Annotated in this window: 19 protein-coding genes and 2 rRNA genes; 10 read left to right on the top strand and 11 right to left on the bottom strand. The window is 43.3% G+C overall.

The genetic code is table 11. The features are described 5' to 3' along the window. The first annotated feature begins 78 nt into the window (after positions 1 to 78). Together NST13_RS06850 and NST13_RS06845 are read left to right on the top strand one after the other, a co-directional pair. Positions 79 to 666, top strand: a complete 588-nt coding sequence (locus NST13_RS06850) for a peptidylprolyl isomerase (protein WP_342468840.1) — start codon at positions 79 to 81, stop codon at positions 664 to 666. Between the two features lie 23 nt (positions 667 to 689). Then, entirely contained in the window at positions 690 to 914 is a 225-nt protein-coding gene (locus NST13_RS06845; RefSeq protein WP_342468841.1) for a hypothetical protein, read from the top strand. Positions 915 to 1,010: 96 nt separating this feature from the next. Here NST13_RS06845 and NST13_RS06840 read toward each other — a convergent pair whose 3' ends face one another. The 8 genes from NST13_RS06840 to NST13_RS06805 all read right to left on the bottom strand — a co-directional run bounded on the left by NST13_RS06840 (position 1,011) and on the right by NST13_RS06805 (position 10,058). Then, positions 1,011 to 2,219, bottom strand: a complete 1,209-nt coding sequence (locus NST13_RS06840) for an MFS transporter (protein WP_342581690.1) — start codon at positions 2,217 to 2,219, stop codon at positions 1,011 to 1,013. Positions 2,220 to 2,283: 64 nt separating this feature from the next. Continuing rightward, positions 2,284 to 3,555, bottom strand: a complete 1,272-nt coding sequence (locus NST13_RS06835; protein ID WP_342581689.1) for a TRAP transporter large permease subunit — start codon at positions 3,553 to 3,555, stop codon at positions 2,284 to 2,286. After that, positions 3,536 to 4,027 (bottom strand): TRAP transporter small permease, encoded by a 492-nt coding sequence (locus NST13_RS06830; RefSeq protein WP_342471262.1) that lies wholly within the window; start codon positions 4,025 to 4,027, stop codon positions 3,536 to 3,538. The genes NST13_RS06835 and NST13_RS06830 overlap by 20 nt, the downstream gene beginning before the upstream one ends. Before the next feature lie 104 nt (positions 4,028 to 4,131). Then, positions 4,132 to 5,175 carry a TRAP transporter substrate-binding protein gene (locus NST13_RS06825; protein ID WP_342581688.1) on the bottom strand — a complete coding sequence of 348 codons (1,044 nt, stop codon included), beginning with the start codon at positions 5,173 to 5,175 and terminating at the stop codon, positions 4,132 to 4,134. A gap of 67 nt (positions 5,176 to 5,242) precedes the next feature. Beyond that, entirely contained in the window at positions 5,243 to 6,286 is a 1,044-nt protein-coding gene (locus tag NST13_RS06820; protein ID WP_342581687.1) for a DctP family TRAP transporter solute-binding subunit, read from the bottom strand. A 168-nt stretch (positions 6,287 to 6,454) separates the two neighbouring features. Continuing rightward, a complete protein-coding gene (locus tag NST13_RS06815) occupies positions 6,455 to 7,126 on the bottom strand; it encodes a response regulator (RefSeq protein ID WP_342468846.1) in 672 nt (223 codons plus the stop codon). Beyond that, a complete protein-coding gene (locus NST13_RS06810; protein WP_342581686.1) occupies positions 7,123 to 8,694 on the bottom strand; it encodes a sensor histidine kinase in 1,572 nt (523 codons plus the stop codon). Before NST13_RS06810 ends, NST13_RS06815 begins: the two co-directional genes overlap by 4 nt. Positions 8,695 to 8,870: 176 nt before the next feature. Then, positions 8,871 to 10,058: a MalY/PatB family protein gene (locus tag NST13_RS06805; protein WP_342581685.1), complete on the bottom strand. Its 1,188-nt coding sequence runs from the start codon at positions 10,056 to 10,058 to the stop codon at positions 8,871 to 8,873. Positions 10,059 to 10,152: 94 nt separating this feature from the next. On the opposite strand from NST13_RS06805, the gene NST13_RS06800 reads away from it, so the two are divergent. Then, positions 10,153 to 10,413, top strand: a complete 261-nt coding sequence (locus tag NST13_RS06800) for a DUF1871 family protein (protein ID WP_342471263.1) — start codon at positions 10,153 to 10,155, stop codon at positions 10,411 to 10,413. A 216-nt stretch (positions 10,414 to 10,629) separates the two neighbouring features. Further along, a complete protein-coding gene (gene yugI / locus NST13_RS06795; RefSeq protein ID WP_342468849.1) occupies positions 10,630 to 10,998 on the top strand; it encodes a S1 domain-containing post-transcriptional regulator GSP13 in 369 nt (122 codons plus the stop codon). 35 nt (positions 10,999 to 11,033) lie between these two features. Here yugI and NST13_RS06790 read toward each other — a convergent pair whose 3' ends face one another. Further along, a complete protein-coding gene (locus NST13_RS06790) occupies positions 11,034 to 12,335 on the bottom strand; it encodes a PAS domain S-box protein (protein WP_342468850.1) in 1,302 nt (433 codons plus the stop codon). Between the two features lie 136 nt (positions 12,336 to 12,471). Between NST13_RS06790 and pruA the strand changes: the two genes are divergently transcribed. The 3 genes from pruA to NST13_RS06775 all read left to right on the top strand — a co-directional run bounded on the left by pruA (position 12,472) and on the right by NST13_RS06775 (position 16,818). Continuing rightward, complete coding sequence (gene pruA / locus NST13_RS06785) at positions 12,472 to 14,028, top strand: L-glutamate gamma-semialdehyde dehydrogenase (RefSeq protein WP_342471264.1); 1,557 nt, start codon at positions 12,472 to 12,474, stop codon at positions 14,026 to 14,028. 248 nt (positions 14,029 to 14,276) lie between these two features. Further along, a complete protein-coding gene (locus NST13_RS06780; RefSeq protein WP_342468851.1) occupies positions 14,277 to 15,521 on the top strand; it encodes a Glu/Leu/Phe/Val dehydrogenase in 1,245 nt (414 codons plus the stop codon). A gap of 133 nt (positions 15,522 to 15,654) precedes the next feature. Continuing rightward, on the top strand, positions 15,655 to 16,818 hold the full coding sequence (locus NST13_RS06775; RefSeq protein ID WP_342581684.1) for an iron-containing alcohol dehydrogenase: 1,164 nt from the start codon (positions 15,655 to 15,657) through the stop codon (positions 16,816 to 16,818). Between the two features lie 102 nt (positions 16,819 to 16,920). Here NST13_RS06775 and NST13_RS06770 read toward each other — a convergent pair whose 3' ends face one another. Both NST13_RS06770 and NST13_RS06765 read right to left on the bottom strand, forming a co-directional pair. Continuing rightward, entirely contained in the window at positions 16,921 to 17,907 is a 987-nt protein-coding gene (locus NST13_RS06770) for a cation diffusion facilitator family transporter (RefSeq protein WP_342468853.1), read from the bottom strand. 18 nt (positions 17,908 to 17,925) lie between these two features. Further along, positions 17,926 to 18,630 carry an MgtC/SapB family protein gene (locus NST13_RS06765; RefSeq protein ID WP_342468854.1) on the bottom strand — a complete coding sequence of 235 codons (705 nt, stop codon included), beginning with the start codon at positions 18,628 to 18,630 and terminating at the stop codon, positions 17,926 to 17,928. Between the two features lie 86 nt (positions 18,631 to 18,716). Here NST13_RS06765 and NST13_RS06760 point away from each other — a divergent pair, with 86 nt between their 5' ends. From NST13_RS06760 to NST13_RS06750, 3 genes are all read left to right on the top strand, one after another. Beyond that, positions 18,717 to 19,616 (top strand): DMT family transporter, encoded by a 900-nt coding sequence (locus NST13_RS06760; protein WP_342581683.1) that lies wholly within the window; start codon positions 18,717 to 18,719, stop codon positions 19,614 to 19,616. Positions 19,617 to 19,864: 248 nt separating this feature from the next. After that, positions 19,865 to 21,417: ribosomal RNA gene (locus NST13_RS06755) — 16S ribosomal RNA — on the top strand. A 195-nt stretch (positions 21,418 to 21,612) separates the two neighbouring features. Then, positions 21,613 to 24,539 (top strand): 23S ribosomal RNA (locus tag NST13_RS06750). Together the 16S and 23S rRNA genes form the textbook arrangement of a ribosomal RNA operon. Positions 24,540 to 24,546 lie beyond the last annotated feature (7 nt).

Genomic DNA, 24,546 nt, shown 5'->3' with positions numbered 1-24,546 from the left:
AAATGATCGTTTTATGGTAAACTGATACGAGGAAAATGAAGTCATGACTTTGATTTTATTTATAAAGGAGAAGAAGAAATGTACCCACAATTAACGAAGGAATTAAACCCTGGAGAAATTTTGGTGGAAATGAAAACGACAATGGGCTCAATAAAAATAAAATTGTTCCCGGAACATGCGCCAAAAACAGTGGAAAACTTTTTGGGCCATGCCAAGTCGGGTTATTATGAAGGAATTATTTTCCATCGTGTCATTAAGGATTTTATGATCCAAGGCGGAGATCCAACCGGAACAGGAATGGGCGGGGAATCCATCTGGGGACAACCTTTTGAAGATGAATTCCATCCTGAATTGTTCAATTTGCGCGGAGCATTATCAATGGCCAATGCAGGACCAAACACGAACGGTTCACAGTTCTTTATCGTGCAAATGCCATATGTGCCGGCGGACATGGTTGCCCAAATGGAACAGGCCGGTTTCCCGAAAGAAATCATTGAGGAATACGCACGGGTTGGGGGTACCCCTTGGTTGGATTATAAACATACTGTATTCGGTCAAGTGGTGGAAGGCATGGATGTAGTGGACAAAATTGCGGAGGTGGAAACGGATTTCCGCGATAAACCGTTGGAAGATGTCAAAATTTTATCAATCACAGTGATCGAATAATATGACGGAAAGAAGTGATGAAGGTGAATCACCTTTTATTATACGGCGACTTTTTATATTTCCCGGAAGATAAAATGGCCTATATTCCGGCCGCGGTTGAAATGGTCTTTCTGTTCCTGCTCTGTTTTGCGGTTTTCTTTGCAGTGAAACAATTTTCAAAAAGACAGGAAATGAAAACGAAAGAGCTGGAAGAGCGGATTTTGAAAGAAAGAGAAAAAAATAAGGAAAATCATATAGAACTCAAATAATTTGAAAGGCTGTCCGTAAAACATTTCGGACAGCCTTTTCAAATTGCTCTATATTTAGGAAATATTCCAATGGTATGTAACAACAAGAAAATCTCCTTAATTTTCCAAACTCTTTTTTTGGTGGTATTTTATTAATGAAAAATTTAAAAATATTACATAGGAAATAGTTACAGCAACGGTTATTAAGATGAACCCTTTCCACCCCAGATGATGATAGACGGGAGCGACAAGAGTGCTTCCGGATGCAACCCCGATGTAATAAGCAACCAAATAAAGGCTGGATGCGCTTCCTTTCAAATGGGTCGCGGTTTTGCCCACACTTGCGGCAGTTAATGAATGGGCTGTGAAAAAGCCGAAACAAACCACACACAAACCAAACAATACGACAAAGAGAGAAGAATGCAATGTGCACAATACGCCGAAAGAAAGAAAGAAGATCGCAAAGGTCCGCACTTTTTCTAATGTGAATTTATTTGAGAGCCAGCTTGCAATCGGTGCTCCAATAATCCCGAAGGCATAGGCAAAATACAAAAAGGAAATGGAGTCCAGGGACATGGAAAAAGGCGGTTGTGCCAATTGGAACGGAAGGTACGTCCACGTTCCGGTAAATGTGATTTGCAATACGATTCCCAATCCAAATAACAGAAGTAAAATCGGGTTATTTAGATGATAACCGAAACCTTTCAAATCTTCCAAAAAACTTACTGCACTTGGGACGAAAAATTTCGATTTTGGCAAAGCGATGAGCACAAAAATAAACACGCAAATGCCAAAAATCATAATGATTGTAATGGCTGATTGCCAACTATAAGTTTCTGAAAGATTCCCCGCAAGAAACCGTCCGATCATCCCGCCAAGCGCATTTGTAGAAATATAGATGGATGTGGCCAGATTCCGCACTTTCGATTCGATTTCCTCTCCGATATAGGCAAGGGATGCAGCAGGCACTCCGGCCAAAGTGAATCCTTGGATAAATCGCAAAAGGGAGATCACCCAGTATTTTTCAACAAAAAGCATGACAAGAAATGGAAGAATCGATAAAAGGACGGAAAGTTTGATGAATACGACTCGTCCATTTCTGTCGGAAAAAAACCCTAAAACAATCAGCCCGAAAATCAGGGACAACGTTGCCAGTGACATGGTCAAGCTGGAGTACGTCACTGAAATGGAAAACTCTTTTTCGAATACAGGAATGAGCGGTTGAAAGGAATAAAAGCTTGCAAAAATGAAGGTTGATGCCAACCCGAGGCTTGCAACGATGCGCCAGTAGCCGGCCTCATTCAATTGATACCCCTTTGTTTCCATTTGTGAACACCCTCTTTTTATACTTCAACGGACACGGTCGAAAATGTGTGCCAAGTTTCCAATGTTATTTTCCGGTTCCGAATGGCAGCCATAGCGATAATTGAGGGAAGAGGATGACGACGATCAAGTATGCAATCATCAATACAATGAATGGAATTACGCCCCGAACGACTTCCCCCAATTTTTCTTTCGCAACACCCGCAACGACGAACAAGTTTAAACCAACTGGAGGTGTGATCATACCAAGTTCCAAGTTGATTACCATGATAATGGCGAAGTGATATAAATCGATACCGAAATGTTTTAATATCGGTAATAAAATTGGCAAAGTGATCAAAATAATCGATACCGCTTCCAAGAACATTCCCAAAATGAAAAACAGGAAGTTAACGATTAACAAGAATACCCATTTGTTCATGTCACTTTCCGCAATCCATTGACCGACTTTATGAGGGACTTGTTCGTTTGTCATATATAAACCGAATAATGAGGCAGCTCCGATAATAAGGAAAATCATCGCTGTTACGTTAATGGATTCAACCATCACATGGCGGAAATCTTTCCAGCTCAACTCACGGTAAATGAAAATAGAAACGATGAGTCCGTAAACGACCGCAATCACGGCAGATTCTGTTGGAGTGATAACTCCTTTGTAGATAGTGCCTAAAATTAATACCGGTAATAATGCACCCCAAATGGCTTTCAACGATTTTCTTCCGCGTTCTTCCCAAGTGGCTTTTTGGTCACCTTGATATCCTTGCTTTTTCGCATAAACGATGGCAGCGACAATCAGAACGGCAAGCAAGCCCAAACCAGGGATAACGCCAGCCATGAATAATTTTCCGATTGATTCCTCGGCGGTGATACCGTAGATAATGAGAGGGACGCTTGGAGGAATCAAAATACCGAGCGTTCCGCCGGCGGCAACCAATCCGTAAGCATATCTTTTATTATATCCTGCTGAGATGAGGGCGGGAATCATGATCGAACCAATGGCAGCGGCCGTTGCCGGAGATGAACCGGAAATGGCGGCGAAAATCCCGCAGGCCAGGATCGTTACAACGGATAATCCTCCTGGCAGATGCCCGACCCATGAACGCAATGCTTCAATCAAATATTTTGAAATTCCGCCGCGGGCCATAATGGCACCTGCAAGTACGAATCCGGGGATGGCCATCATTGGAAAGGAATCGAGTGCGGTAAACATCCGTTGAGGCATCATGTTCATATTAAAATCGGACATAAATAACATTAAAATGGTAGATAAGGCCAAACTGATTGCTATAGGAACCCGCAAGAATACTAATATAAAGAAACTAATTAAGAGGGTTAGCATATTCTTCATCCTTTCTACGCAGAATGTTTACCAACCGTTCGATAAATCGAAGCAAGAAAAGCACTCCTGAAATTGGTAGTATCAGGTAAACAATCCACATAGGGATGCCCACTTCAAGAGATACCATTCCAGAATTGAGTCGAGCAGAGACCAGATTCCATCCGTAATATGTATAAATCAGACAGAATATAATGCTCAACGCGGTTGCTACAAGATTGAGAATATATTTTCCGGCAGGGTTTAAACGGTCGTATAAAATATCCACTTGAATGTGCTGATTGTGTTTTAATGCCATACCGAAGCCCAGGAAAGTGCCCCAAATGATTGAATATCTTGCCACCTCTTCAACCCATGCCTGGGGATGGTTTAAAACATATCGCATAAATACTCCGTAGAAGATTAAGAGGACACCGGCGCCAAAAAAAAGACCCGAGAAGATTTCCTCAAACCAAGCCCAAATTTTCATTAACACTTTCAATTGTCTCAACTCCTTTATTTTAAAGTGAAAAAAGAGGGAGTGCCGAAATGCATCGACACTCGAATCGTTAGGGAAAAGATTGTGTTTCAGGGAATTTTTTATTCAGCTAAAGCCTTGATGCCATCAATTAATTCTTTTGTAATAACATCTTCGAATTTATCATAAACAGGTTGTAACGCTTCTTTAAGAGCTGCACGCTCTTCATCAGTCATTTCATATACTTCCACTGTGCCTAAGCTTTTGATTTTTTCGAAAGATTTTTGGTTTTCTTCAGCCGCCAAATCTTGAGCATATTTCGTAGCTTCAGCAAGCGCTTCTTCCACTTTTGCACGTAAATCTTCAGGCATTGATTCCCAGAAAGATTTGTTTACGAAAATCGCATAGTCAAGACGACCATGTTGTGTTGTAGATAAATATTTTTGAACTTCATAGAATTTCATTGTATCAAAGTTGTTGAATGGGTTTTCCGCGCCATCAACTGTTCCTTGTTGAAGAGCAGCGTAAGTTTCACCAAAGGCGATTGTCGCAGAACCTGCGCCTAATGCTTCAAATTGAGCTTCCAATACTTGTCCAGCTTGTGTACGAAATTTCAAACCTTTGAAATCTTCAGGTTTTACCAATGGATGTTTGTTGTTGGAGAAATGTTTGAATCCGTTTGGCCAGAATGCCATCCCTTTAATATCGTTTGCTGCCAATTGATCTGAGTTGAATAATTTTTGAGCCAATTCAGAATCAAAGAATTTTTGAACATGTTCTTCACTTTCGAATAAATATGGCATATCAACATATTGCCAACGTGGATCAAGTTTTACCATTTTTGTTACAGAAGGAGCGATCATATGTACGTTCCCTGATACTAACGCATCAAGTTCGTCTGCATCCCCGTATAATTGGGAAGCTGGATACACTTCAACTTTTACTTTACCTTCTGTTTTTTCATCCACTAATTGTGCAAAATAATCAGCAGCTTTACCTTTTACACTATCTTGAGCTGTTACGTGAGAGAACTTGATGACAAGCGGTTTGTCTGCAGTGTACTCATCACTAGATTTCTTGTCATCACTGCTGGAACTGTCGCCGCCACAGGCAGCAAGCGCAAGTGCCAACACCCCTAAAATCGTGGCTAATAGCCATTTCTTCATGATGTGAATCCCCCTTAAAAAGTTTGATAGTAATTTATTGTTAATAGAGCAAAAAGCTCTCTTTAACCTATTTGACATCTTTATATTTCGGAAGATTTTGAATATAGTAGTTTCCAAAATGCTGTTTATAGTAGTCATATACAGGAGAGAAACGTTTCTCCCAGTCTTTTTTCTCTTCTTCCGACAAATAATGGATTTGAATGCATCGGCAATCTTCAATTTCCTGCAGTTTTTGATCGTTCAATTCTTTTGCAATTTGCCATTGCCATTCTTGAACTTCTTCAAGAGTCTCTTTGATGAGTTCTTGATCTTCTGGTGATAATTTCTTCCAAAAATCATAATTGAAGAGCAGGAAATATCCTAAGTAACCGTGATCGGATATCGTCAAGTATTTTTGCAATGAATAGAGATTTTTGCTTGTGATGTTTGTCAATGTATTTTCTTGTCCTTCCACATCGCCTTTTTGCAGCGATTGAAAGACGGTGTTGAAATCGATTTTTCTTGGCAATGCATCAACGGTGCGATATTGTTCAGCCAAAATATCGCTTTGCATGATGCGCATTCGGATGCCTTTCAAATCTTTGTAATGTTCGATCGGCCGGGTGTCGTTGCTGATTTGTTTAAAACCGCTGTCCCATAAGCCGAGAACGATCAGATTATGTTGTTTCAACAGGTTCTTCAATTGATTTCCCGCCTTGCTTTCGGTGAACTCATGAACTTCCTCCATTGAATCAAAGGCGTAGGGAAGATCATAAACCGAAAGTTCAGGGACCAAGTCGGTCAGCTTTGAAATGGCAGGGGCAATCATTTGGATATTCCCGTTAAGGAGCGCATTCAATTCTTCCACATCTTTGTAAAGGGTTCCATTTGAGAAAACTTGAACTTCGATCCGGCCATTGGACCGTTCTTTAATGAGTTCGGCAAATTTACGGGCGGCCATTCCTTTCGGTGTATCCTCTCCGACAACATGGGAGAAACGGATGACAAGCCGCTCATCTTCACTCAGTTGCTCCAAATCTTCGGGATAATCATCATACTGAGTGCATGCAAGCGTTAGAAATGGAATCGCTAACAAAATACAATACATGAACACTTTTAATAAGTTTCTCATTCAAATCCTCTTTTCTAACGTTAATTTCATGTTAATTGAAAAATGAAAATTCTCAATATTATGGTGTTAATGAACATTTTGTTCTTTTTGGTATACAACAGTTATTCTGGAATAACGACTGTTATAATACATGTGCGGGTAAAAAAATAAGAGCATTTTGAGCTCTTATCAAAGAGAATAATATTTGGTTGGACGGCCGACTGTACCGTATTTTAAATCGATTTTCACTTCGCTGATACTTGCGAGATAGTCCAAATATTTTCTTACAGTGACCCTCGCCATGCCCGTAATTTGAGCCAACTGTTCAGCGGTCACCGGTTCGTTGATTTCCTTCAACTTGTCGGTGATTTGTTTCATCGTGATTTCATTAAGTCCTTTTGGAAGTTCCTTCTGTGTCTCAAAAGAAGTAGTGCCATAATATTCGTCAATGTCATCCTGTTTCAATTCGTCTTTCGTGGTCAATTTCTTTCGGGAGCGGGCGTAATTTTCCAATGCTTGTTGGAATCTCTCCAGGCGGAACGGTTTCACCAAATAATCGAAAGCTCCCAAACGCGTCAATTCTTGAACGGTTTTTGCATCTCGTGCTGCCGTAATCATAATGATGTCAACCGGGAGGCGTTCATTTCGAATTTTGTAAAATAGCTCCAGTCCGGAAATATCCGGCAAATACATATCCAAAAGGATTAAATCGGGCATTTTTTCCTTGATTTCCTGATAGGCTTGTTCACCTGATTGAGCTTCTCCGGCGAGGGAAAACCCCTTTGTTTTCATTAGAAAACTTTTGTTTACTTCGAGTACCATTGGATCATCTTCCACAATCAAGACCCGAATATCTTTCATTGTTCATTCCTCCCAACTTGTACAATCATCGTTGTTCCGACACCCACTTCCGAAAACACTTGAATTGTTCCATGATTTGATTCGACAATTTGTTTTACCAACGCCAATCCGATTCCATGGCCAGCTTTATTTTTCGTTGTAAAACCATAGTCAAAAATCCGCTCCACCGGTTTTTGAATTCCTGCTCCATTGTCCTGAACTTCGATATATAAGTAATGTTTGTCCCCTTGGATGAGGATATCCACAAACTTTTCTTCTTTTGATAGACAAGCTTCCATGGCATTATCCAGCAGATTTCCGATGATGGTGATCAAGTCGCCGCTGGAAAAACCGGTAACATAATCAAATAAGTAAGAATCGTCGCTTAAGGTGAGTTCCACCCCCAGCTCCTTCGCTCTTGAAAATTTGCCTATGAGCAATCCTTGAATGGAATAGTCTTGAATTTTGTCTTTAATTTTTTGGAAGACACTTTCTTCATCGGTAATTTCATCCAATATTAAACTGATGGCTTCTTCATTCCGGTTGAGTTGAATCAACCCCGCAATACTGTGCAGGCGGTTGAGAAATTCATGGTGTTGGGCTCGGAGGGTGTCAACAAGCGTTTTTACCCCAGTCAATTCTTCCGCTAATGTATGCGCTTCTTTCCGGTCAGTGATGACAATGAGGGAACCGGCGTTTTTATCATGAATTTTTAATGGGAAGATGCGGACCAGATACATCTGGTTAAACATTGACAGCGGCCGGTAACCATCCTGCTTTTCTATATGTTCTTCTCCTAACCAAGTATTCTGAAACACTTCTTTCAAAGTTCCTCTTTTTCCAAAAAAATGGGTATATTTTCTTGCCAAATGGTTCATATACGTAATATTGCCTTTGCCATCCGTGGCAAGAAGCCCGACGTCCATCGCCTGCATAATGGCGGAACGTTCCTCCACAATACGGGCAATTTCGGAAGGTTCCAGATTTAATGTTTGCCGTTTGATATGATTGGCGATCAATATGGATCCAACAAGACCGATCAATAATCCCCAAAATAAAGAGATGTATATATCCGATTGATACTCTTCGACTAAATGTTGCCACTTCGGAGTTATGATTCCGACGGTGATCACCCCGACTTGTCTTGTAGCCTCGGGATTCATGATCGGTACGAATGCGCGGATGGAAAAACCTTGTACCCCAAAAGCTTTTGATATGTACTCGTGTTGGGAATATGCCGCATTTTTCATTATTTCTTCGTTAATGGTTCCGATTCTGCTTTCCGATGGGTGGGAATAACGGACACCTTTCATATCGAAAATCACGATGTAGTCCACATCGGTTGCTAAACGGACCCGTTCCGCAATCGGCTGGATGACTTCAAATCCTTTTTCCGTCCCGACCGTTGTCTGAACTTCTTCCAATTGGGCGACGGTTCGGGCGATGGCGATTGCCCGTGATCCAAACTCTTTCTCAAAGGCGCCGGCAATATTGTGAATCATGATGGCCCCGCTTGTCATAATGGAAAACAGCACAATTACAAAAGAAAATAAGAACATTGTTGTACGAAGAGGCAATTTCTTTCTCATCACGTCTTTGATTGTAATAACCCCATTTTCAAGTAATTTTTGAATAATTAGAAATTCGTTTTTTTATCATTATAATATAAATGGAAGGTAGAACAATAGTAACATAATAATGGGAATAAAATGAAAACATCATTTTCTGCACAGAGAAAATGATGTTTTTTCTATTAAACGTTATATTAAGATAAAGCTTTTTTGAAACGTTCCACGCCTTCTTTGACTGTTTCAAACGGACATGCCAGGTTGATGCGGAGGTAACCGCGGCCTGCTTCGCTATATTTTGTTCCTGGCTCCAATGCCAGTTTCCCTTTATTTAAGAGACGATCCATCATTTCTTCTTCGGAAAGCCCTGTTCCACGATAGTCGATCCAAACGAGGTAAGAGGCTTGCGGGCGGATGACCCTAACGCCATCCAATTGATTTAATTCTTGTTCTAAGTATTGGATGTTTCTGGAAACGTATTGAATCATTTCATCCAGCCATTCTTCGCCTTTTTCATACACCGCTTGAACTCCCGCAGCGGCAAGGGCATTCCAATCATCCAACCCATGGGCCGCTTTGTTTCTGAGTATCGCATTTCTCAATTTTGGATTTTCCGCCACAATCATTGCCGCATGAAGCCCGGCCAGGTTGAAAGTTTTGGTTGGGGCAATGCAGGCAACAATTTTTGCCTGATCGGCACCTTCCACCGTCATTGTCGGGATGTGTTGGTGTCCGTCAAACACAATGTCTGCATGGATTTCATCGGAAATGAGCAGCACATCGTATTTGATGCATAGATAAACGAGTTTTTCCAGCGTCTCTTTTGACCAAACGACTCCTCCTGGATTATGAGGGCTGCATAACACATACGCTTTTACCCCTGATTTAAAGGCCTCTTCTAATTTATCAAAGTCATATTCGTAAATTTGGTCTTCGCTTTCCGTTAAATCGCATTCCACGACTTCCAGTTTCAGTCCTTTTGGAATGTTGAAGAACGGAGGATATACCGGAGTGGATATGCATACTTTATCTCCCGGTTCCGTGAAAGTTTCAAGAATAGTTGCAATTGCTGGAACGACCCCGCTGTGGAAAATCAACGCTTCTTTATTGATATGCCAATTGTGGCGGCGTTTGAACCATTGTTGAATGGCTTCTTTGCACGCATCGCTTATGTAGGAGTATCCAAAAATTGGATGATCCAATCGTTTTTTGATGGCGTCAATCGCCACTTGCGGAACGGCAAAGTCCATATCCGCCACCCACATTGGCAAAACATTGTCTATATCTTCCACAGCGTACTTTGCGCGATAGCGATCTTTAAATTTGTCCCATTTCAAACTGCTGGTATTTCTTCTTTCATATATTTCATCAAAGCTAAAAGTCACGATTACCACTCTTTCCTATTTAATTTTTATCTTTAAATATAATGATTATATGATATCATAAGAAGGAAAATATAGAATAATGCAAGGTGAAATTGTGGAGAACGTATTAATGAACAAAAAGGCCAAGCTCGCTTTAATGAAATGGGATCCTTTTCAAATTGGAGAAGATGCATATGAGCTTGAATCGAGCGATGTCATTCTTGCTTTGCAAGAAATCGATGATCCGACAGAGCTCGCACGGGTGATCCAAAAAGTGTACGAGCAATCCTTTGAAATCTGGATTCCTTTCGAAGATTGCGTTGAAATGGCATACCAATTGATAGCGATTAAATTTGAAGCTAAAAGTATTATATAAAAAAGTGTCTTTTGTTGTAAGAGACACTTTTAATTTTTTGTAATTTTTCAACTATTTTACAGATTCAGGAGCTCGTCAGGTATTGGGGAAATTTGGTTGAAACATATAAAGTTGGAAGTTTTTTTCAAAATAGGGTGATTCTTTGTTCCGTATACATTCATTATGTTATAATTTAACATGATATATATATGTAAGTGAAAGAAAGTAGGAACAAACATGAAAAAAAAATATAAAGTAGGTGACGTTGTAACGGGAAAGGTGACAGGGATTCAACCGTACGGAGCTTTTGTGGCATTGGATGAAGAAACGCAAGGTCTTGTACACATTTCTGAAATTACTTACGGTTACGTTCGGAACATAGAAGATTTTTTTAAAATTGGCGACGAAATTCAAGTGAAAATTCTTGATATAGATGAACGTAACGAAAAAATCAGCTTATCTACCCGTGCACTGCAAGACCCACCACAAAAGAAAGTGGAAAAGAATCCAAAGAAATCTTTACAGGAACGTTTAAATGAACAAGATGCAAATGGATTCCAAACATTGAAAGAAAAACTTCAAGATTGGATCGAAAGAGGACAATAAAAAAATCCCAAAAGCGATGGCGCTTTTGGGATTTTTTATTCTTTCATTTTTCTTAACCGGTATTGCAAGTTTTGCCTTGTCATGCCCAAGGCTTGGGCAGTTTTTGTAATATTGCCTTCGTTCATTTTTAATGCATGATGCAAATAATATTTTTCGGCCTCTTTCAAATATTCGTTTAATGGCAGCAATTCTTTGTTCGGCTGAAGGAGGAAAAAATCCGGTTTTTTGATTTTTTCATTTTGCTGCTGCAATTTAAATCGGAAATGAAGAGGCAGCATTTCATAGGTAACGTACTTTTCGTTTGTAATCATTGATGCGATTTCATCCAACAATAGTTCCAATTCTTTCAGATTTCCTGGCCAGTCGTATTCCAGAAACATTTCCATTACATCATCCGCAAGTCCCTGGATGTTTGAATTGAAACGTTCCCGGTGCCTTGAAAAGTAATCATCGACGAAAGGTTTAATGTCTTCTTTTCGTTCGCGTAATGCGGGTATAGAAATACTCATGGAAGCAAAATAATAATATAAGTCTTTGAGCAATTGTTTGTTGCTGATCAAATCAATCGGGTCTCCTCCCACACTGCCGATTAGCATATGTTTTTCCGGGGGCATCCCCTTTAACAGTTTCAGCAATTCCTTTTGATCTTCAAGGGTATAAAATTCGAGGCGCTCAAAGAAAAAGGTGTAAGATTTGTCCTGTTTTAAATATGTTTTTAATCTTTCGATTTGATTCGGCCTTCTGCTGAAAAGGGTGACAAACTCATCGTTTTTCGGCTGAAGTTCGTGATGGATTCCTTCCGCGATCAAATCCTTTCCTGTCCCGGATTCCCCGATCAGCAATACAGGGATTCGGGCACGGGCAGCTTTTTTGGCGTTTTCTTTCACGATTTGCATCGGTTCCGATATTGCTGTGATGACGTCAAAGGTCAATGGTTCTCCATATCTGCGCAGTGGCTGGTAAATCAATTTTTCCAGGGAGGTAATGTCCCGGGCGAATTCAATGGCTCCTATGAGTTTTTCACCGTCGAAAATCGGGTACGTATCATTAATAGTAGTAATTTCATGCCCATATCTGTTCCAATAGGTTTGTTTTACATTCATTTCCTTGATGCCGGTTTTTAAAACACGGAGCAGGGCACTGTCATTGGAGCGGAATGCAAAAAGTTCCAAAATGGAACGATCGGAAATATCTTCAATATCAAATCCTTCAATTTCTTTCATTTTTTGATTGTACAAAATTGTACGTCCTTCCGCGTCTACCGCATGAATGCCGACTGAAACATGTTCAACCGCGAATTCATATAGTTTTAGCAGCTGTTCATCATTGAAAGACATCGATAACACCTCAAAAAAATTTTTTACGATACTGTAATAAATATTGAAAAATGCAACAATATTTTGCATTATTATTATATACGATTATTTAATTAGTGCAAATATTCTTTGCACTATAAATTTTAAAGGAGGAGTAATAGTGATTCCCTACAAACATGAACCACTAACAGATTTTTCAATTGAAGAAAATCGCCAAAAGTATCTTGATGCTTTGAAAAAAGTGGAAAGTGAATTAGGTAAGGATTATCCTTTGATTGTTGGCGGAGAAAGAATAACAACGGAAGATAAAATCGTTTCTTATAATCCGGCAAATAAAACAGAAGTAGTTGGCCGCGTTTCAAAAGCGAATAAAGAAATCGCTGAAAAAGCGATGCAAATTGCGGATAAAACGTTCAATACTTGGAAAAAAGTCGATCCTGTAATCCGTGCGGAAGTTTTATTCAAAGCCGCAGCCATCGTACGTCGCCGTAAATTTGAACTGTCTGCATGGTTGACAAAAGAAGCGGCTAAGCCTTGGGTACAAGCGGATGCAGACATTGCAGAAGGTATCGATTTCTTGGAATACTATGGACGCCAAATGTTGGAGTTGGCTAAAGGAAAACCGGTGGAATCAGATCCGGGAACAATTAATAAATATGTATATATTCCATTAGGTGTCGGTGTTGTCATTTCACCATGGAACTTCCCGTTTGCCATCATGGTGGGAACAACAGTGGCAGCGATGGTTACCGGCAATACAGTGCTATTAAAACCGGCTTCCACAACGCCAATCATTGCTTATAAGTTTATGGAAATTCTTGAAGAAGCGGGTATGCCTCCAGGTGTCGTAAACTACATTCCTGGCCCTGGTTCAGAAGTGGGCGATTATTTGGTGGATCACCCTCGTACACGCTTCATCAGTTTTACAGGTTCCCGCGATGTGGGTATTCGCATCAACCAGCGCGCTGCAGCCGTTAATGAAGGCCAAATTTGGCTCAAACGCGTGATTGCGGAAATGGGCGGTAAAGATTCAATCGTTGTGGATGATGCGGAAAACGCGGATTTGGAATTGGCGGCACAATCCATCGTGGCGAGCGCTTTCGGATTCAGCGGCCAAAAATGTTCCGCATGCTCCCGCGCCATCATTGTAGGCGACGAAGCGTACAATAAAGTGGTTGAACGTGTTGCGGAATTGACAAATGAACTTATTGTGGGCGATCCTGCAAACGTGGAAACATATGTAAACCCTGTTATCGATGCAGGTGCATTCAAGAAAATCACTGAGTACATTGAAATCGGTAAAAAAGAAGGCCGCTTAGTTGCTGGCGGACAATATGATGATTCGAAAGGTTATTTCATCCATCCGACAGTTTTTGCTGATGTGGATCCAAACGCTCGCATCATGCAGGAAGAAATCTTTGGTCCGGTTCTTGCAATGACGAAAGCGAAAGATTTTGATGAAGCGATTGAAATCGCAAACAACACGGTTTATGGATTGACAGGCGCTGTCATTTCAAATAATCGCTTCCATTTGCAAAAAGCTGCGGAAGACTTCCATGTAGGTAACTTGTATTTCAACCGTGGATGTACAGCAGCCATCGTCGGTTATCAGCCATTTGGAGGATTCAACATGTCAGGTACAGACTCCAAAGCCGGCGGTCCGGATTACTTGCTTCTTCATATGCAAGCCAAAACCCTTTCTGAAACATTGTAATAAAAACAACAAGCAGGCGTTTTTGAGCGCCTGCTTTATTTTTTTGAAAAATGTATTCTAAATGAAAAATAGGGTAAATAAATTAATGAATGACTTATATAATAAAATGGTTGTACCAATGGAAGGACATTATTAAAATGGGAATTGCCTAGTACCATTAACATGTTTTGTGACAAATATGTTAATATGAAAGTAAGGATTGTTCTTAAAAAAATAATAAATAATTGAGTTAAAAGAGGCGAGTAGGTATGGCTGAAAATGTTAATCTTCTAACTTCTACGCAGGAAGTGATTAAAGAGGCATTATACAGGCTTGGATATGATGAAGCGATGTATGAATTATTGAAAGAACCGCTTCGCGTGTTGAAGGTGCGCATCCCGGTAAAAATGGATGATGGGACAACAAAAGTATTTACCGGCTACCGCGCCCAACATTCCGATGCTGTGGGGCCAACAAAAGGGGGTATACGTTTCCATCCGGATGTAACTGAAGATGAAGTGAAAGCGCTTTCTATGTGGATGACATTAAAATGCGGGATTGTTGATTTGCCGTATGGCGGAGGAAAAGGCGGTATCGTTTGCGATCCTCGGCAAATGTCCATGGGGGAACTTGAACGATTGAGCCGCGGTTATGTCCGTGCAATCAGCCAAATTGTCGGTCCGACGAAGGATATCCCGGCTCCGGATGTATTTACGAATGCGCAAATCATGGCTTGGATGATGGACGAGTATAGCCGGATTGACGAATTCAATTCCCCTGGATTCATCACAGGAAAACCGATTGTTTTAGGTGGTTCACAAGGACGCGACCGGGCAACGGCAGAAGGGGTAACCATTGTCATTCAGGAAGCGGCGAAAAAGCGAGGAATTGATATCAAAGATGCCCGGGTAGTCATTCAAGGATTCGGAAATGCCGGCGGTTTCTTGGCGAAATTCATGAGCGACTTGGGTGCAAAAGTCATTGGGATTTCCGATGCTTACGGCGCCTTATACGATCCGGACGGTCTGGATATCGATCATCTGCTTGATCGCAGAGACAGCTTTGGTACCGTAACAACACTGTTTGAGAATACCATCACGAATAAAGAATTGCTGGAATTGGACTGCGACATACTTGTTCCGGCGGCAATCGAAAACCAAATTACCGCTGAAAATGCACCAAATATTAAAGCGAAAATTGTTGTGGAAGCGGCCAATGGTCCAACGACGACAGAAGCTACAAAAATCCTTACTGAACGCGGCATTTTATTGGTGCCGGATGTATTGGCATCCGCAGGCGGCGTAACTGTTTCCTACTTCGAATGGGTTCAAAATAACCAAGGCTACTATTGGTCCGCTGAAGAAGTGAAAGAAAAATTGCGCGAAAGAATGGTGAACGCCTTCGAAAATGTTTATCAAACAGCACAGAGCCGAAATATTGATATGCGGCTTGCCGCTTACATGGTCGGTGTTCGCCGCACAGCCGAAGCCTGCCGATTCCGCGGCTGGGTATAATGAACAATTGAATCGGAATCAGATGAGCTTCTAACAGTTTGTAACACCATTTTTCTTTGATGAAAAATGGTGTTATTCGCTTATTTTTGGTGGAATTGTCAATTGATACTTTTGCAAAAAGGAGAGAGGTTGGATGAACAGCTTTACGTTTAAAAATCCGGTTCGTTTATATTTTGGGAAAGGGGAGATCCGCCAATTAAAAAAAGAGTTGCCGAGGTACGGACGAAATATCCTTTTGGTATATGGCGGCGGAAGCATAAAAAGAAATGGGATCTATGATGAAGTCATTTCAATTTTGAATGAACTTGATTTAAACATCTTTGAGTTAGGCGGTGTGGAACCAAATCCAAGAGTGGAAACAGCAAGGAAAGGCATCGAGATTTGCAAACGGGAATCCATCGATTTTGTCCTTGCAGTCGGCGGAGGTTCCGTCATTGATTGTTCGAAACTGATTGTCGCCGGAGCCAAGCTTGAGGAAGACCCGTGGAAAATCGTCACAAATCAAGTACCAGTGAAGGATGCATTGCCGCTGGGGACGGTGTTGACGCTGGCTGCAACCGGTTCGGAAATGAACGCCAATTCCGTTATTACGAATGGAGCAACAAAAGAAAAATACGGCTGGTCAAGCGGCAAGGTGTTTCCAAAATTCTCGATACTCGATCCAACTTATACAATGACGGTGCCGAAAGACCAAACGGTGTATGGCATTGTCGATATGATGTCCCATGTATTCGAACAATATTTCCATGATGCGGAAAATACATTAATCATGGACGAACTGTGTGAAGGGGTGCTCAGAACCGTAATTGAAACGGCACCGAAGTTGGTGGAGGATTTGGAAAACTATGAATTGCGGGAGACGATTTTGCTTTCCGGAACAATCGCCTTGAATGGAATGCTCTCAATGGGTTCGGAAGGGGATTGGGCAACCCATGAAATTGAACATGCTGTTTCAGCCGTTTATGATATTCCCCATGGCGGCGGACTTGCCATCCTGTTCCCGAACTGGATGAAACATGTCATGCATGTCAATCCCGCCCGTTTTGCCCGCCTTGCAACAAAAGTATTTCAGGTGGATCCTTCAAATAAATCTGATGAAGAAATTGCATTGGAAGGCATTGAGCGTCTGAAAGCGTTTTGGACAACTCTAGGAGCCCCAAGCCGGTTGAAAGATTACGGCATTGATGATTCGAAGCTGGATGTTTTAGTGGGAAAAGCGATGGCGAACGGTCCGATTGGCACCTTTAAAGTGCTTGATGAAGAAGATGTCAGGGAAATTTTTAGAATGTCCCTATAAAATAGCGGCAGGCTGTCCGAAGGCGGAAAGTTTTCGGGACAGCCTTTTTGTGCGATAAAAATCCGATCCATCATGATGAGTCGACTTATTAATCTTGCCTTTTTATTCATTTGGCGAACCTTCTGAATTCAAATGATGGTTCCATTCGGAGATATCGTCATCTTTATCGAAGGAAAGGGTCACTTTTGTAACGCCTTTTTGGGCTAAAATTAATTCGACCAAGTGATCCCGGACTTGATCCAAATATTCAAGGGAGAGCTTCGGATCTGTCTCTGCGATGAGTTCTACATGAAGGAATTCCCCTTCTTTTACGACTTCGAGCCGTTCAATATCTTTCACATGGGGATCTTTCATCACCAAGTTTCCGATATGAATCAGCATCTCTTCGTCAGTTTCGCCGATCGCGCCGCGGGCATTATCAAGAAATACCTTTCCAACCACAAAGAACATCATCCCTCCGATGATTATGGATACTAAACCTTCCAATTCATGAAAGCCCGTGTAATAGGCGATAATGATGGCTAAAAATGCAAGCACATTACCTGAGGTTGCGACGGCATCTTCCATCCATACCAGTTTGGTCGCGGGTTTTGCCCGTTTTAGATATGCGACCGATTTTGGTATTGCTGTAAAGATCGACGCTGATTGTCCCACTTCATGTAAAATTTCCTTCGCCGCTTTTTGTAAAACAAAGCCTTCTAAAATCGTACCCAACAATAATACTCCAAGAGGAAGCAGGATTTCTCCCGATTGTTCGTTCGGATGCAAGAAATGATGCAATCCTTCTTTCACCGTTTCATATGAAAGAATGGCAACGACGATCACCGCTCCCAAACAAACGAGGTTTACGACCCGGCCAAATCCGTTTGGAAACTGTTTTGTCGGCGCTTTTTTCGATAAAGCCGAGCCGATAAAAACGAAAAATTGGTTTGCTGCATCTCCCAACGAGTGCATCATTTCCGCAAACATTGCTACATTTCCGGTAAAAAAATAAGCGACCCCTTTGATGCTTCCCAATAATAAATTGACAATAGCCGCAGATAATGACGGTTTATTTCCGTTTTTCAGTAGTTTGATAATTTCTTTCATTGATTTCCTCCGAATGTTTTATGATAAAATTTCAATTTCGATTTTTTGGATATAGGGCAGAGCCTGGAAGGTGTCAAAAACCGTATAAGTATTTTCCTTTAATAAAGTAGAAAAACGGATCACTACATCGTAATTAAGATTATCGCCTGTGATTCGAATATTATCAATAACCATTTCCTGATCTTCCATGAACTTCAATAAATCCTCGATATTTTCCTTTTTTGGAATGCGGGCTTTCAAGTAAAGTTCACGCATCCGGATGCGCTTTGGCCCAATTTTCATCAGGAACGGTGCAACCACTTTAATCCCGACAACAACGATTATTACCGTAGTTACCGCTTCTAAATAAAATCCTGCGCCAACAGCAATTCCAATTCCGGCTGCTCCCCAGATAATTGCCGCGGTTGTTAAACCGGTAATGCTGTCATTTCCTCTTCTTAATATCACACCAGCACCTAAAAAGCCGATACCGCTGACGATTTGGGCTGCGAGTCTAAGAGGGTCCATGGTGATGTTGATTTCATCCCGGGGAGGGGTGCTATATGCAGTATCAATCGAAATGATTGTTAATAAACAGCTGAAAGTGGAAATCACTAAACAGGTTTTTAATCCTACGGGCTTTTTCTTTAATTCTCTCTCGATTCCAATAATTAAACTTAATAGAGCGGCAATCGCCAATTTCAGAAGGTCTTCGTGCCGTATCACCATGCTTAAAGTATGCATTGTTCATTCCCCCTTTTTTATTGCACAGAATGGTGAACCATGTGAAAATAAAATAATGACAAAATGAATATCAGGAGAAAATTAAAATGGAAAAGCCACCTATCCACCCGTTTATCCCTATTATCATCGGTGTGATTTCAATATCATTTTCGGCGATTTTTGTTAAACTTGCAGAAGCCGAGTCGGGAGCAATCGCTTTTTACCGGATGCTTTTTTCTGTGTTGATCATCGCCCCGGCTTTTTTTAAAAATCATGTACATGAATTAAAAATGTTATATCAAAGAGACTGGTTGTTTTCAATCATTGCCGGCATTTTTTTGGCATTTCATTTCATTTTGTGGTTTGAATCATTGCGGTACACATCCGTTGCCAGTTCGACGATTCTTGTTACGATGCAGCCGTTGTTTGCTTTTGCGGGAACCTATTTATTTTTCAAAGAGCGCCTCACCATGCAAGCCATTTTATCCGGAATTATCGCAATCTTGGGGAGCTTTTTAATCAGTTGGGGAGATTTTAATATCAGCGGCAGCGCCTTGTTTGGAGATCTGCTGGCACTTATTGCTTGCGTTTTGGTAACGGGATATTTTTTATTTGGACAAGAGGTAAGGAAAAGAATTTCTTTAATTACATATACGATGGTTGTGTACTCGATTAGTACAATATGTTTGTTTTTCTATGTATTATTGAAAGGGGAATCATTTGGACCATATCCTTTTTCGACATGGATTTGGTTTTTGCTCCTTGCAATTCTTCCGAATCTGTTGGGGCATTCATTATTTAACTGGTCCATCAAATGGGTCAGTGCCAATGTCATCTCAATCGCTATATTATTTGAACCTATAGGTGCGTCCATCTTGGCACTCTTTATTTTTGGAGAAAAATTGATTGCAACACAAATTATCGGTGGAATTATTGTTATTATTGGTATTATGTTGTTTGTGCTTGATATTAAGGCATTAAGAAATTTTTTCAGAAAAAGTAATTGACTTTTTCTGAAATCTAATTTACACTATAACATGTCCTTAACGGATATGAATTTTTTAATAACAGCTTAGAAAAAACTTGTTGACATCGAGAAATAAAAGTTTTATGATATAAAAGCTGTTTCAAAAATGAAAGTTTGATGAACCTTGAAAACTGAACACCGAAACGTTAATGTTATAAATTTTTCAATTCGTTGACCCTCGTTGACGGATTGGATACGGACAAAAGTTTGAGCTAATCAACTTTTCTTTTTATGGAGAGTTTGATCCTGGCTCAGGACGAACGCTGGCGGCGTGCCTAATACATGCAAGTCGAGCGGACCAATTAGAAAGCTTGCTTTTTAATTGGTTAGCGGCGGACGGGTGAGTAACACGTGGGTAACCTGCCCTATAGACCGGGATAACTCGCGGAAACGCGTGCTAATACCGGATAACACACCGAAGCGCATGCTTCGGGGTTGAAAGATGGTTCTGCTATCACTATAGGATGGGCCCGCGGCGCATTAGCTAGTTGGTGGGGTAACGGCCTACCAAGGCGACGATGCGTAGCCGACCTGAGAGGGTGATCGGCCACACTGGGACTGAGACACGGCCCAGACTCCTACGGGAGGCAGCAGTAGGGAATCTTCCACAATGGGCGAAAGCCTGATGGAGCAACGCCGCGTGAGCGAAGAAGGTCTTCGGATCGTAAAGCTCTGTTGTAAGGGAAGAACAAGCGCAGCAGTCACTGGCTGCGCCCTGACGGTACCTTACTAGAAAGCCACGGCTAACTACGTGCCAGCAGCCGCGGTAATACGTAGGTGGCAAGCGTTGTCCGGAATTATTGGGCGTAAAGCGCGCGCAGGCGGTCTCTTAAGTCTGATGTGAAAGCCCCCGGCTCAACCGGGGAGGGTCATTGGAAACTGGGAGACTTGAGTGCAGGAGAGGGAAGCGGAATTCCATGTGTAGCGGTGAAATGCGTAGAGATATGGAGGAACACCAGTGGCGAAGGCGGCTTCCTGGCCTGTAACTGACGCTGAGGCGCGAAAGCGTGGGGAGCAAACAGGATTAGATACCCTGGTAGTCCACGCCGTAAACGATGAGTGCTAGGTGTTAGGGGGTTTCCGCCCCTTAGTGCTGCAGCTAACGCATTAAGCACTCCGCCTGGGGAGTACGGTCGCAAGACTGAAACTCAAAGGAATTGACGGGGGCCCGCACAAGCGGTGGAGCATGTGGTTTAATTCGAAGCAACGCGAAGAACCTTACCAGGTCTTGACATCCCGCTGACCGCCATGGAGACATGGCCTTCCCTTCGGGGACAGCGGTGACAGGTGGTGCATGGTTGTCGTCAGCTCGTGTCGTGAGATGTTGGGTTAAGTCCCGCAACGAGCGCAACCCTTGTCCTTAGTTGCCATCATTCAGTTGGGCACTCTAAGGAGACTGCCGTACAAATACGGAGGAAGGTGGGGATGACGTCAAATCATCATGCCCCTTATGACCTGGGCTACACACGTGCTACAATGGGTGGTACAAAGGGCGGCAAACCCGCGAGGGGGAGCGAATCCCAAAAAGCCACTCTCAGTTCGGATTGCAGGCTGCAACTCGCCTGCATGAAGCCGGAATCGCTAGTAATCGCGGATCAGCATGCCGCGGTGAATACGTTCCCGGGCCTTGTACACACCGCCCGTCACACCACGAGAGTCTGTAACACCCGAAGTCGGTGAGGTAACCCTCCGGGAGCCAGCCGCCGAAGGTGGGACAGATGATTGGGGTGAAGTCGTAACAAGGTAGCCGTATCGGAAGGTGCGGCTGGATCACCTCCTTTCTAAGGATATAAACGGAAAACATTAACGTTTTGGGTTCAGTTTTGAAGGTTCATGCCTTCAATCAAGAGTTTTGTTCTTTGAAAACTGGATAAACGACATTGAAAGCAAGAAATTTACTGTAAAGTTCTTACGCTTTTCTGATAGAAAAGCAAACCATCAAGGGTTACGAGGCGCAAGCAAATCGTAAGCCGTAAGGTTAAGTTAGTAAGGGCGCACGGTGGATGCCTTGGCACTAGGAGCCGATGAAGGACGGGACTAACACCGATATGCTTCGGGGAGCTGTAAGTAAGCTTTGATCCGGAGATTTCCGAATGGGGCAACCCACTGCTCGTAATGGAGCAGTATCTTAACGTGAATTCATAGCGTTAAGAGGGCACACCCAGGGAACTGAAACATCTAAGTACCTGGAGGAGAAGAAAGAAACATCGATTCCCTGAGTAGCGGCGAGCGAAACGGGAACAGCCCAAACCAAGAGGCTTGCCTCTTGGGGTTGTAGGACACTCTATACGGAGTTACAAAAGGATGGGTTAGACGAACCGTTCTGGAAAGGACGGCCGTAGAAGGTAACAGCCCTGTAGTCGAAAATCCATCCTCTCCAGAGTGGATCCTGAGTACGGCGGAACACGTGAAATTCCGTCGGAATCCGGGAGGACCATCTCCCAAGGCTAAATACTCCCTAGTGACCGATAGTGAACCAGTACCGTGAGGGAAAGGTGAAAAGCACCCCGGGAGGGGAGTGAAAGAGAACCTGAAACCGTGTGCCTACAAGTAGTCAGAGCCCGTTAACGGGTGATGGCGTGCCTTTTGTAGAATGAACCGGCGAGTTACGATTACGTGCAAGGTTAAGTCGAGGAGACGGAGCCGCAGCGAAAGCGAGTCTGAATAGGGCGAAAGAGTACGTGGTCGTAGACCCGAAACCAGGTGATCTACCCATGTCCAGGGTGAAGGTGAGGTAACACTCACTGGAGGCCCGAACCCACGCACGTTGAAAAGTGCGGGGATGAGGTGTGGGTAGCGGAGAAATTCCAATCGAACTTGGAGATAGCTGGTTCTCTCCGAAATAGCTTTAGGGCTAGCCTCGCGTAACGAATACTGGAGGTAGAGCACTGTTTGGACTAGGGGCCCACCTCGGGTTACCGAATTCAGACAAACTCCGAATGCCAGCTATTTAGACGCGGGAGTCAGACTACGAGTGATAAGATCCGTGGTCAAGAGGGAAACAGCCCAGACCACCAGCTAAGGTCCCAAAGTAACCGTTAAGTGGAAAAGGATGTGGCGTTGCTTAGACAACCAGGATGTTGGCTTAGAAGCAGCCATCATTTAAAGAGTGCGTAATAGCTCACTGGTCGAGTGACGCTGCGCCGAAAATGTATCGGGGCTAAACGGTTCACCGAAGCTGTGGATTCGTGCTTCGCACGAGTGGTAGGAGAGCGTTCTAAGTGCGCAGAAGTCAGACCGGAAGGACTGGTGGAGCGCTTAGAAGTGAGAATGCCGGTATGAGTAGCGAAAGATGGGTGAGAATCCCATCCACCGAATGACTAAGGTTTCCTGAGGAAGGCTCGTCCGCTCAGGGTTAGTCGGGACCTAAGCCGAGGCCGAAAGGCGTAGGCGATGGACAACAGGTTGATATTCCTGTACCACCTCCCCGCCGTTTGAGCAATGGGGGGACGCAGGAGGATAGGGAAAGCACGCCGTTGGTCGCGCGTGTCCAAGCCGCAAGGCGGGGAAGTAGGCAAATCCGCTTCCCGTAACGCCAAGCGGTGATGGGGAGCCTCTTTGGAGGCGAAGTTCCTGATTTCACACTGCCAAGAAAAGCCTCTAGCGAGGCGGGAGGTGCCCGTACCGCAAACCGACACAGGTAGTCGAGGAGAGAATCCTAAGGTGAGCGAGAGAACTCTCGTTAAGGAACTCGGCAAAATGACCCCGTAACTTCGGGAGAAGGGGTGCTCATTGGGGTGCAAGCCCCGATGAGCCGCAGTGAATAGGCCCAGGCGACTGTTTATCAAAAACACAGGTCTCTGCAAAACCGCAAGGTGACGTATAGGGGCTGACGCCTGCCCGGTGCTGGAAGGTTAAGAGGAGGAGTTAGCGCAAGCGAAGCTCCGAATTGAAGCCCCAGTAAACGGCGGCCGTAACTATAACGGTCCTAAGGTAGCGAAATTCCTTGTCGGGTAAGTTCCGACCCGCACGAAAGGCGTAACGATCTGGGCACTGTCTCAACGAGAGACTCGGTGAAATTATAGTACCTGTGAAGATGCAGGTTACCCGCGACAGGACGGAAAGACCCCGTGGAGCTTTACTGTAACCTGATATTGAATTTCGGTGCAACTTGTACAGGATAGGTAGGAGCCGTAGAAGGGGGAGCGCCAGCTTCCCTGGAGGCGCCCTTGGGATACTACCCTGGTTGTACTGAAATTCTAACCCGCAAGCCTGATCGGCTTGGGAGACAGTGTCAGGTGGACAGTTTGACTGGGGCGGTCGCCTCCCAAAAGGTAACGGAGGCGCCCAAAGGTTCCCTCAGAATGGTTGGAAATCATTCGCAGAGTGTAAAGGCATAAGGGAGCTTGACTGCGAGACCTACAAGTCGAGCAGGGTCGAAAGACGGGCTTAGTGATCCGGTGGTTCCGCATGGAAGGGCCATCGCTCAACGGATAAAAGCTACCCCGGGGATAACAGGCTTATCTCCCCCAAGAGTCCACATCGACGGGGAGGTTTGGCACCTCGATGTCGGCTCATCGCATCCTGGGGCTGTAGTCGGTCCCAAGGGTTGGGCTGTTCGCCCATTAAAGCGGTACGCGAGCTGGGTTCAGAACGTCGTGAGACAGTTCGGTCCCTATCCGTCGTGGGCGCAGGAAATTTGAGAGGAGCTGTCCTTAGTACGAGAGGACCGGGATGGACACACCGCTGGTGTACCAGTTGTCTTGCCAAAGGCACAGCTGGGTAGCTATGTGTGGACGGGATAAGTGCTGAAAGCATCTAAGCATGAAGCCCCCCTCAAGATGAGATTTCCCATTGCATAAGCAAGTAAGATCCCTCAAAGACGATGAGGTAGATAGGTCCGAGGTGGAAGCACGGTGACGTGTGGAGCTGACGGATACTAATCGATCGAGGACTTAACCAAAAGAAAA

The sequence above is a fragment of the Ureibacillus sp. FSL W7-1570 genome (assembly GCF_038593265.1).
In the GTDB taxonomy this organism is placed as follows: domain Bacteria; phylum Bacillota; class Bacilli; order Bacillales_A; family Planococcaceae; genus Ureibacillus; species Ureibacillus suwonensis.
Note: the sequence above shows the minus strand (reverse complement) of the source record. Positions and strands in the feature narration are given on the sequence as shown.

What these genes read in the sequence shown, in the direction of transcription:
- NST13_RS06850 (WP_342468840.1), top strand. Translation starts at nt 79, where the DNA reads ATGTACCCACAATTAACGAAGGAATTAAACCCTGGAGAAATTTTGGTG.
- NST13_RS06840 (WP_342581690.1), bottom strand. Translation starts at nt 2,219, where the DNA reads ATGGAAACAAAGGGGTATCAATTGAATGAGGCCGGCTACTGGCGCATC.
- NST13_RS06835 (WP_342581689.1), bottom strand. Translation starts at nt 3,555, where the DNA reads ATGCTAACCCTCTTAATTAGTTTCTTTATATTAGTATTCTTGCGGGTT.
- NST13_RS06825 (WP_342581688.1), bottom strand. Translation starts at nt 5,175, where the DNA reads ATGAAGAAATGGCTATTAGCCACGATTTTAGGGGTGTTGGCACTTGCG.
- NST13_RS06820 (WP_342581687.1), bottom strand. Translation starts at nt 6,286, where the DNA reads ATGAGAAACTTATTAAAAGTGTTCATGTATTGTATTTTGTTAGCGATT.
- NST13_RS06815 (WP_342468846.1), bottom strand. Translation starts at nt 7,126, where the DNA reads ATGAAAGATATTCGGGTCTTGATTGTGGAAGATGATCCAATGGTACTC.
- NST13_RS06810 (WP_342581686.1), bottom strand. Translation starts at nt 8,694, where the DNA reads ATGAGAAAGAAATTGCCTCTTCGTACAACAATGTTCTTATTTTCTTTT.
- yugI (WP_342468849.1), top strand. Translation starts at nt 10,630, where the DNA reads ATGAAAAAAAAATATAAAGTAGGTGACGTTGTAACGGGAAAGGTGACA.
- NST13_RS06790 (WP_342468850.1), bottom strand. Translation starts at nt 12,335, where the DNA reads ATGTCTTTCAATGATGAACAGCTGCTAAAACTATATGAATTCGCGGTT.
- NST13_RS06780 (WP_342468851.1), top strand. Translation starts at nt 14,277, where the DNA reads ATGGCTGAAAATGTTAATCTTCTAACTTCTACGCAGGAAGTGATTAAA.
- NST13_RS06775 (WP_342581684.1), top strand. Translation starts at nt 15,655, where the DNA reads ATGAACAGCTTTACGTTTAAAAATCCGGTTCGTTTATATTTTGGGAAA.
- NST13_RS06770 (WP_342468853.1), bottom strand. Translation starts at nt 17,907, where the DNA reads ATGAAAGAAATTATCAAACTACTGAAAAACGGAAATAAACCGTCATTA.
- NST13_RS06765 (WP_342468854.1), bottom strand. Translation starts at nt 18,630, where the DNA reads ATGCATACTTTAAGCATGGTGATACGGCACGAAGACCTTCTGAAATTG.
- NST13_RS06760 (WP_342581683.1), top strand. Translation starts at nt 18,717, where the DNA reads ATGGAAAAGCCACCTATCCACCCGTTTATCCCTATTATCATCGGTGTG.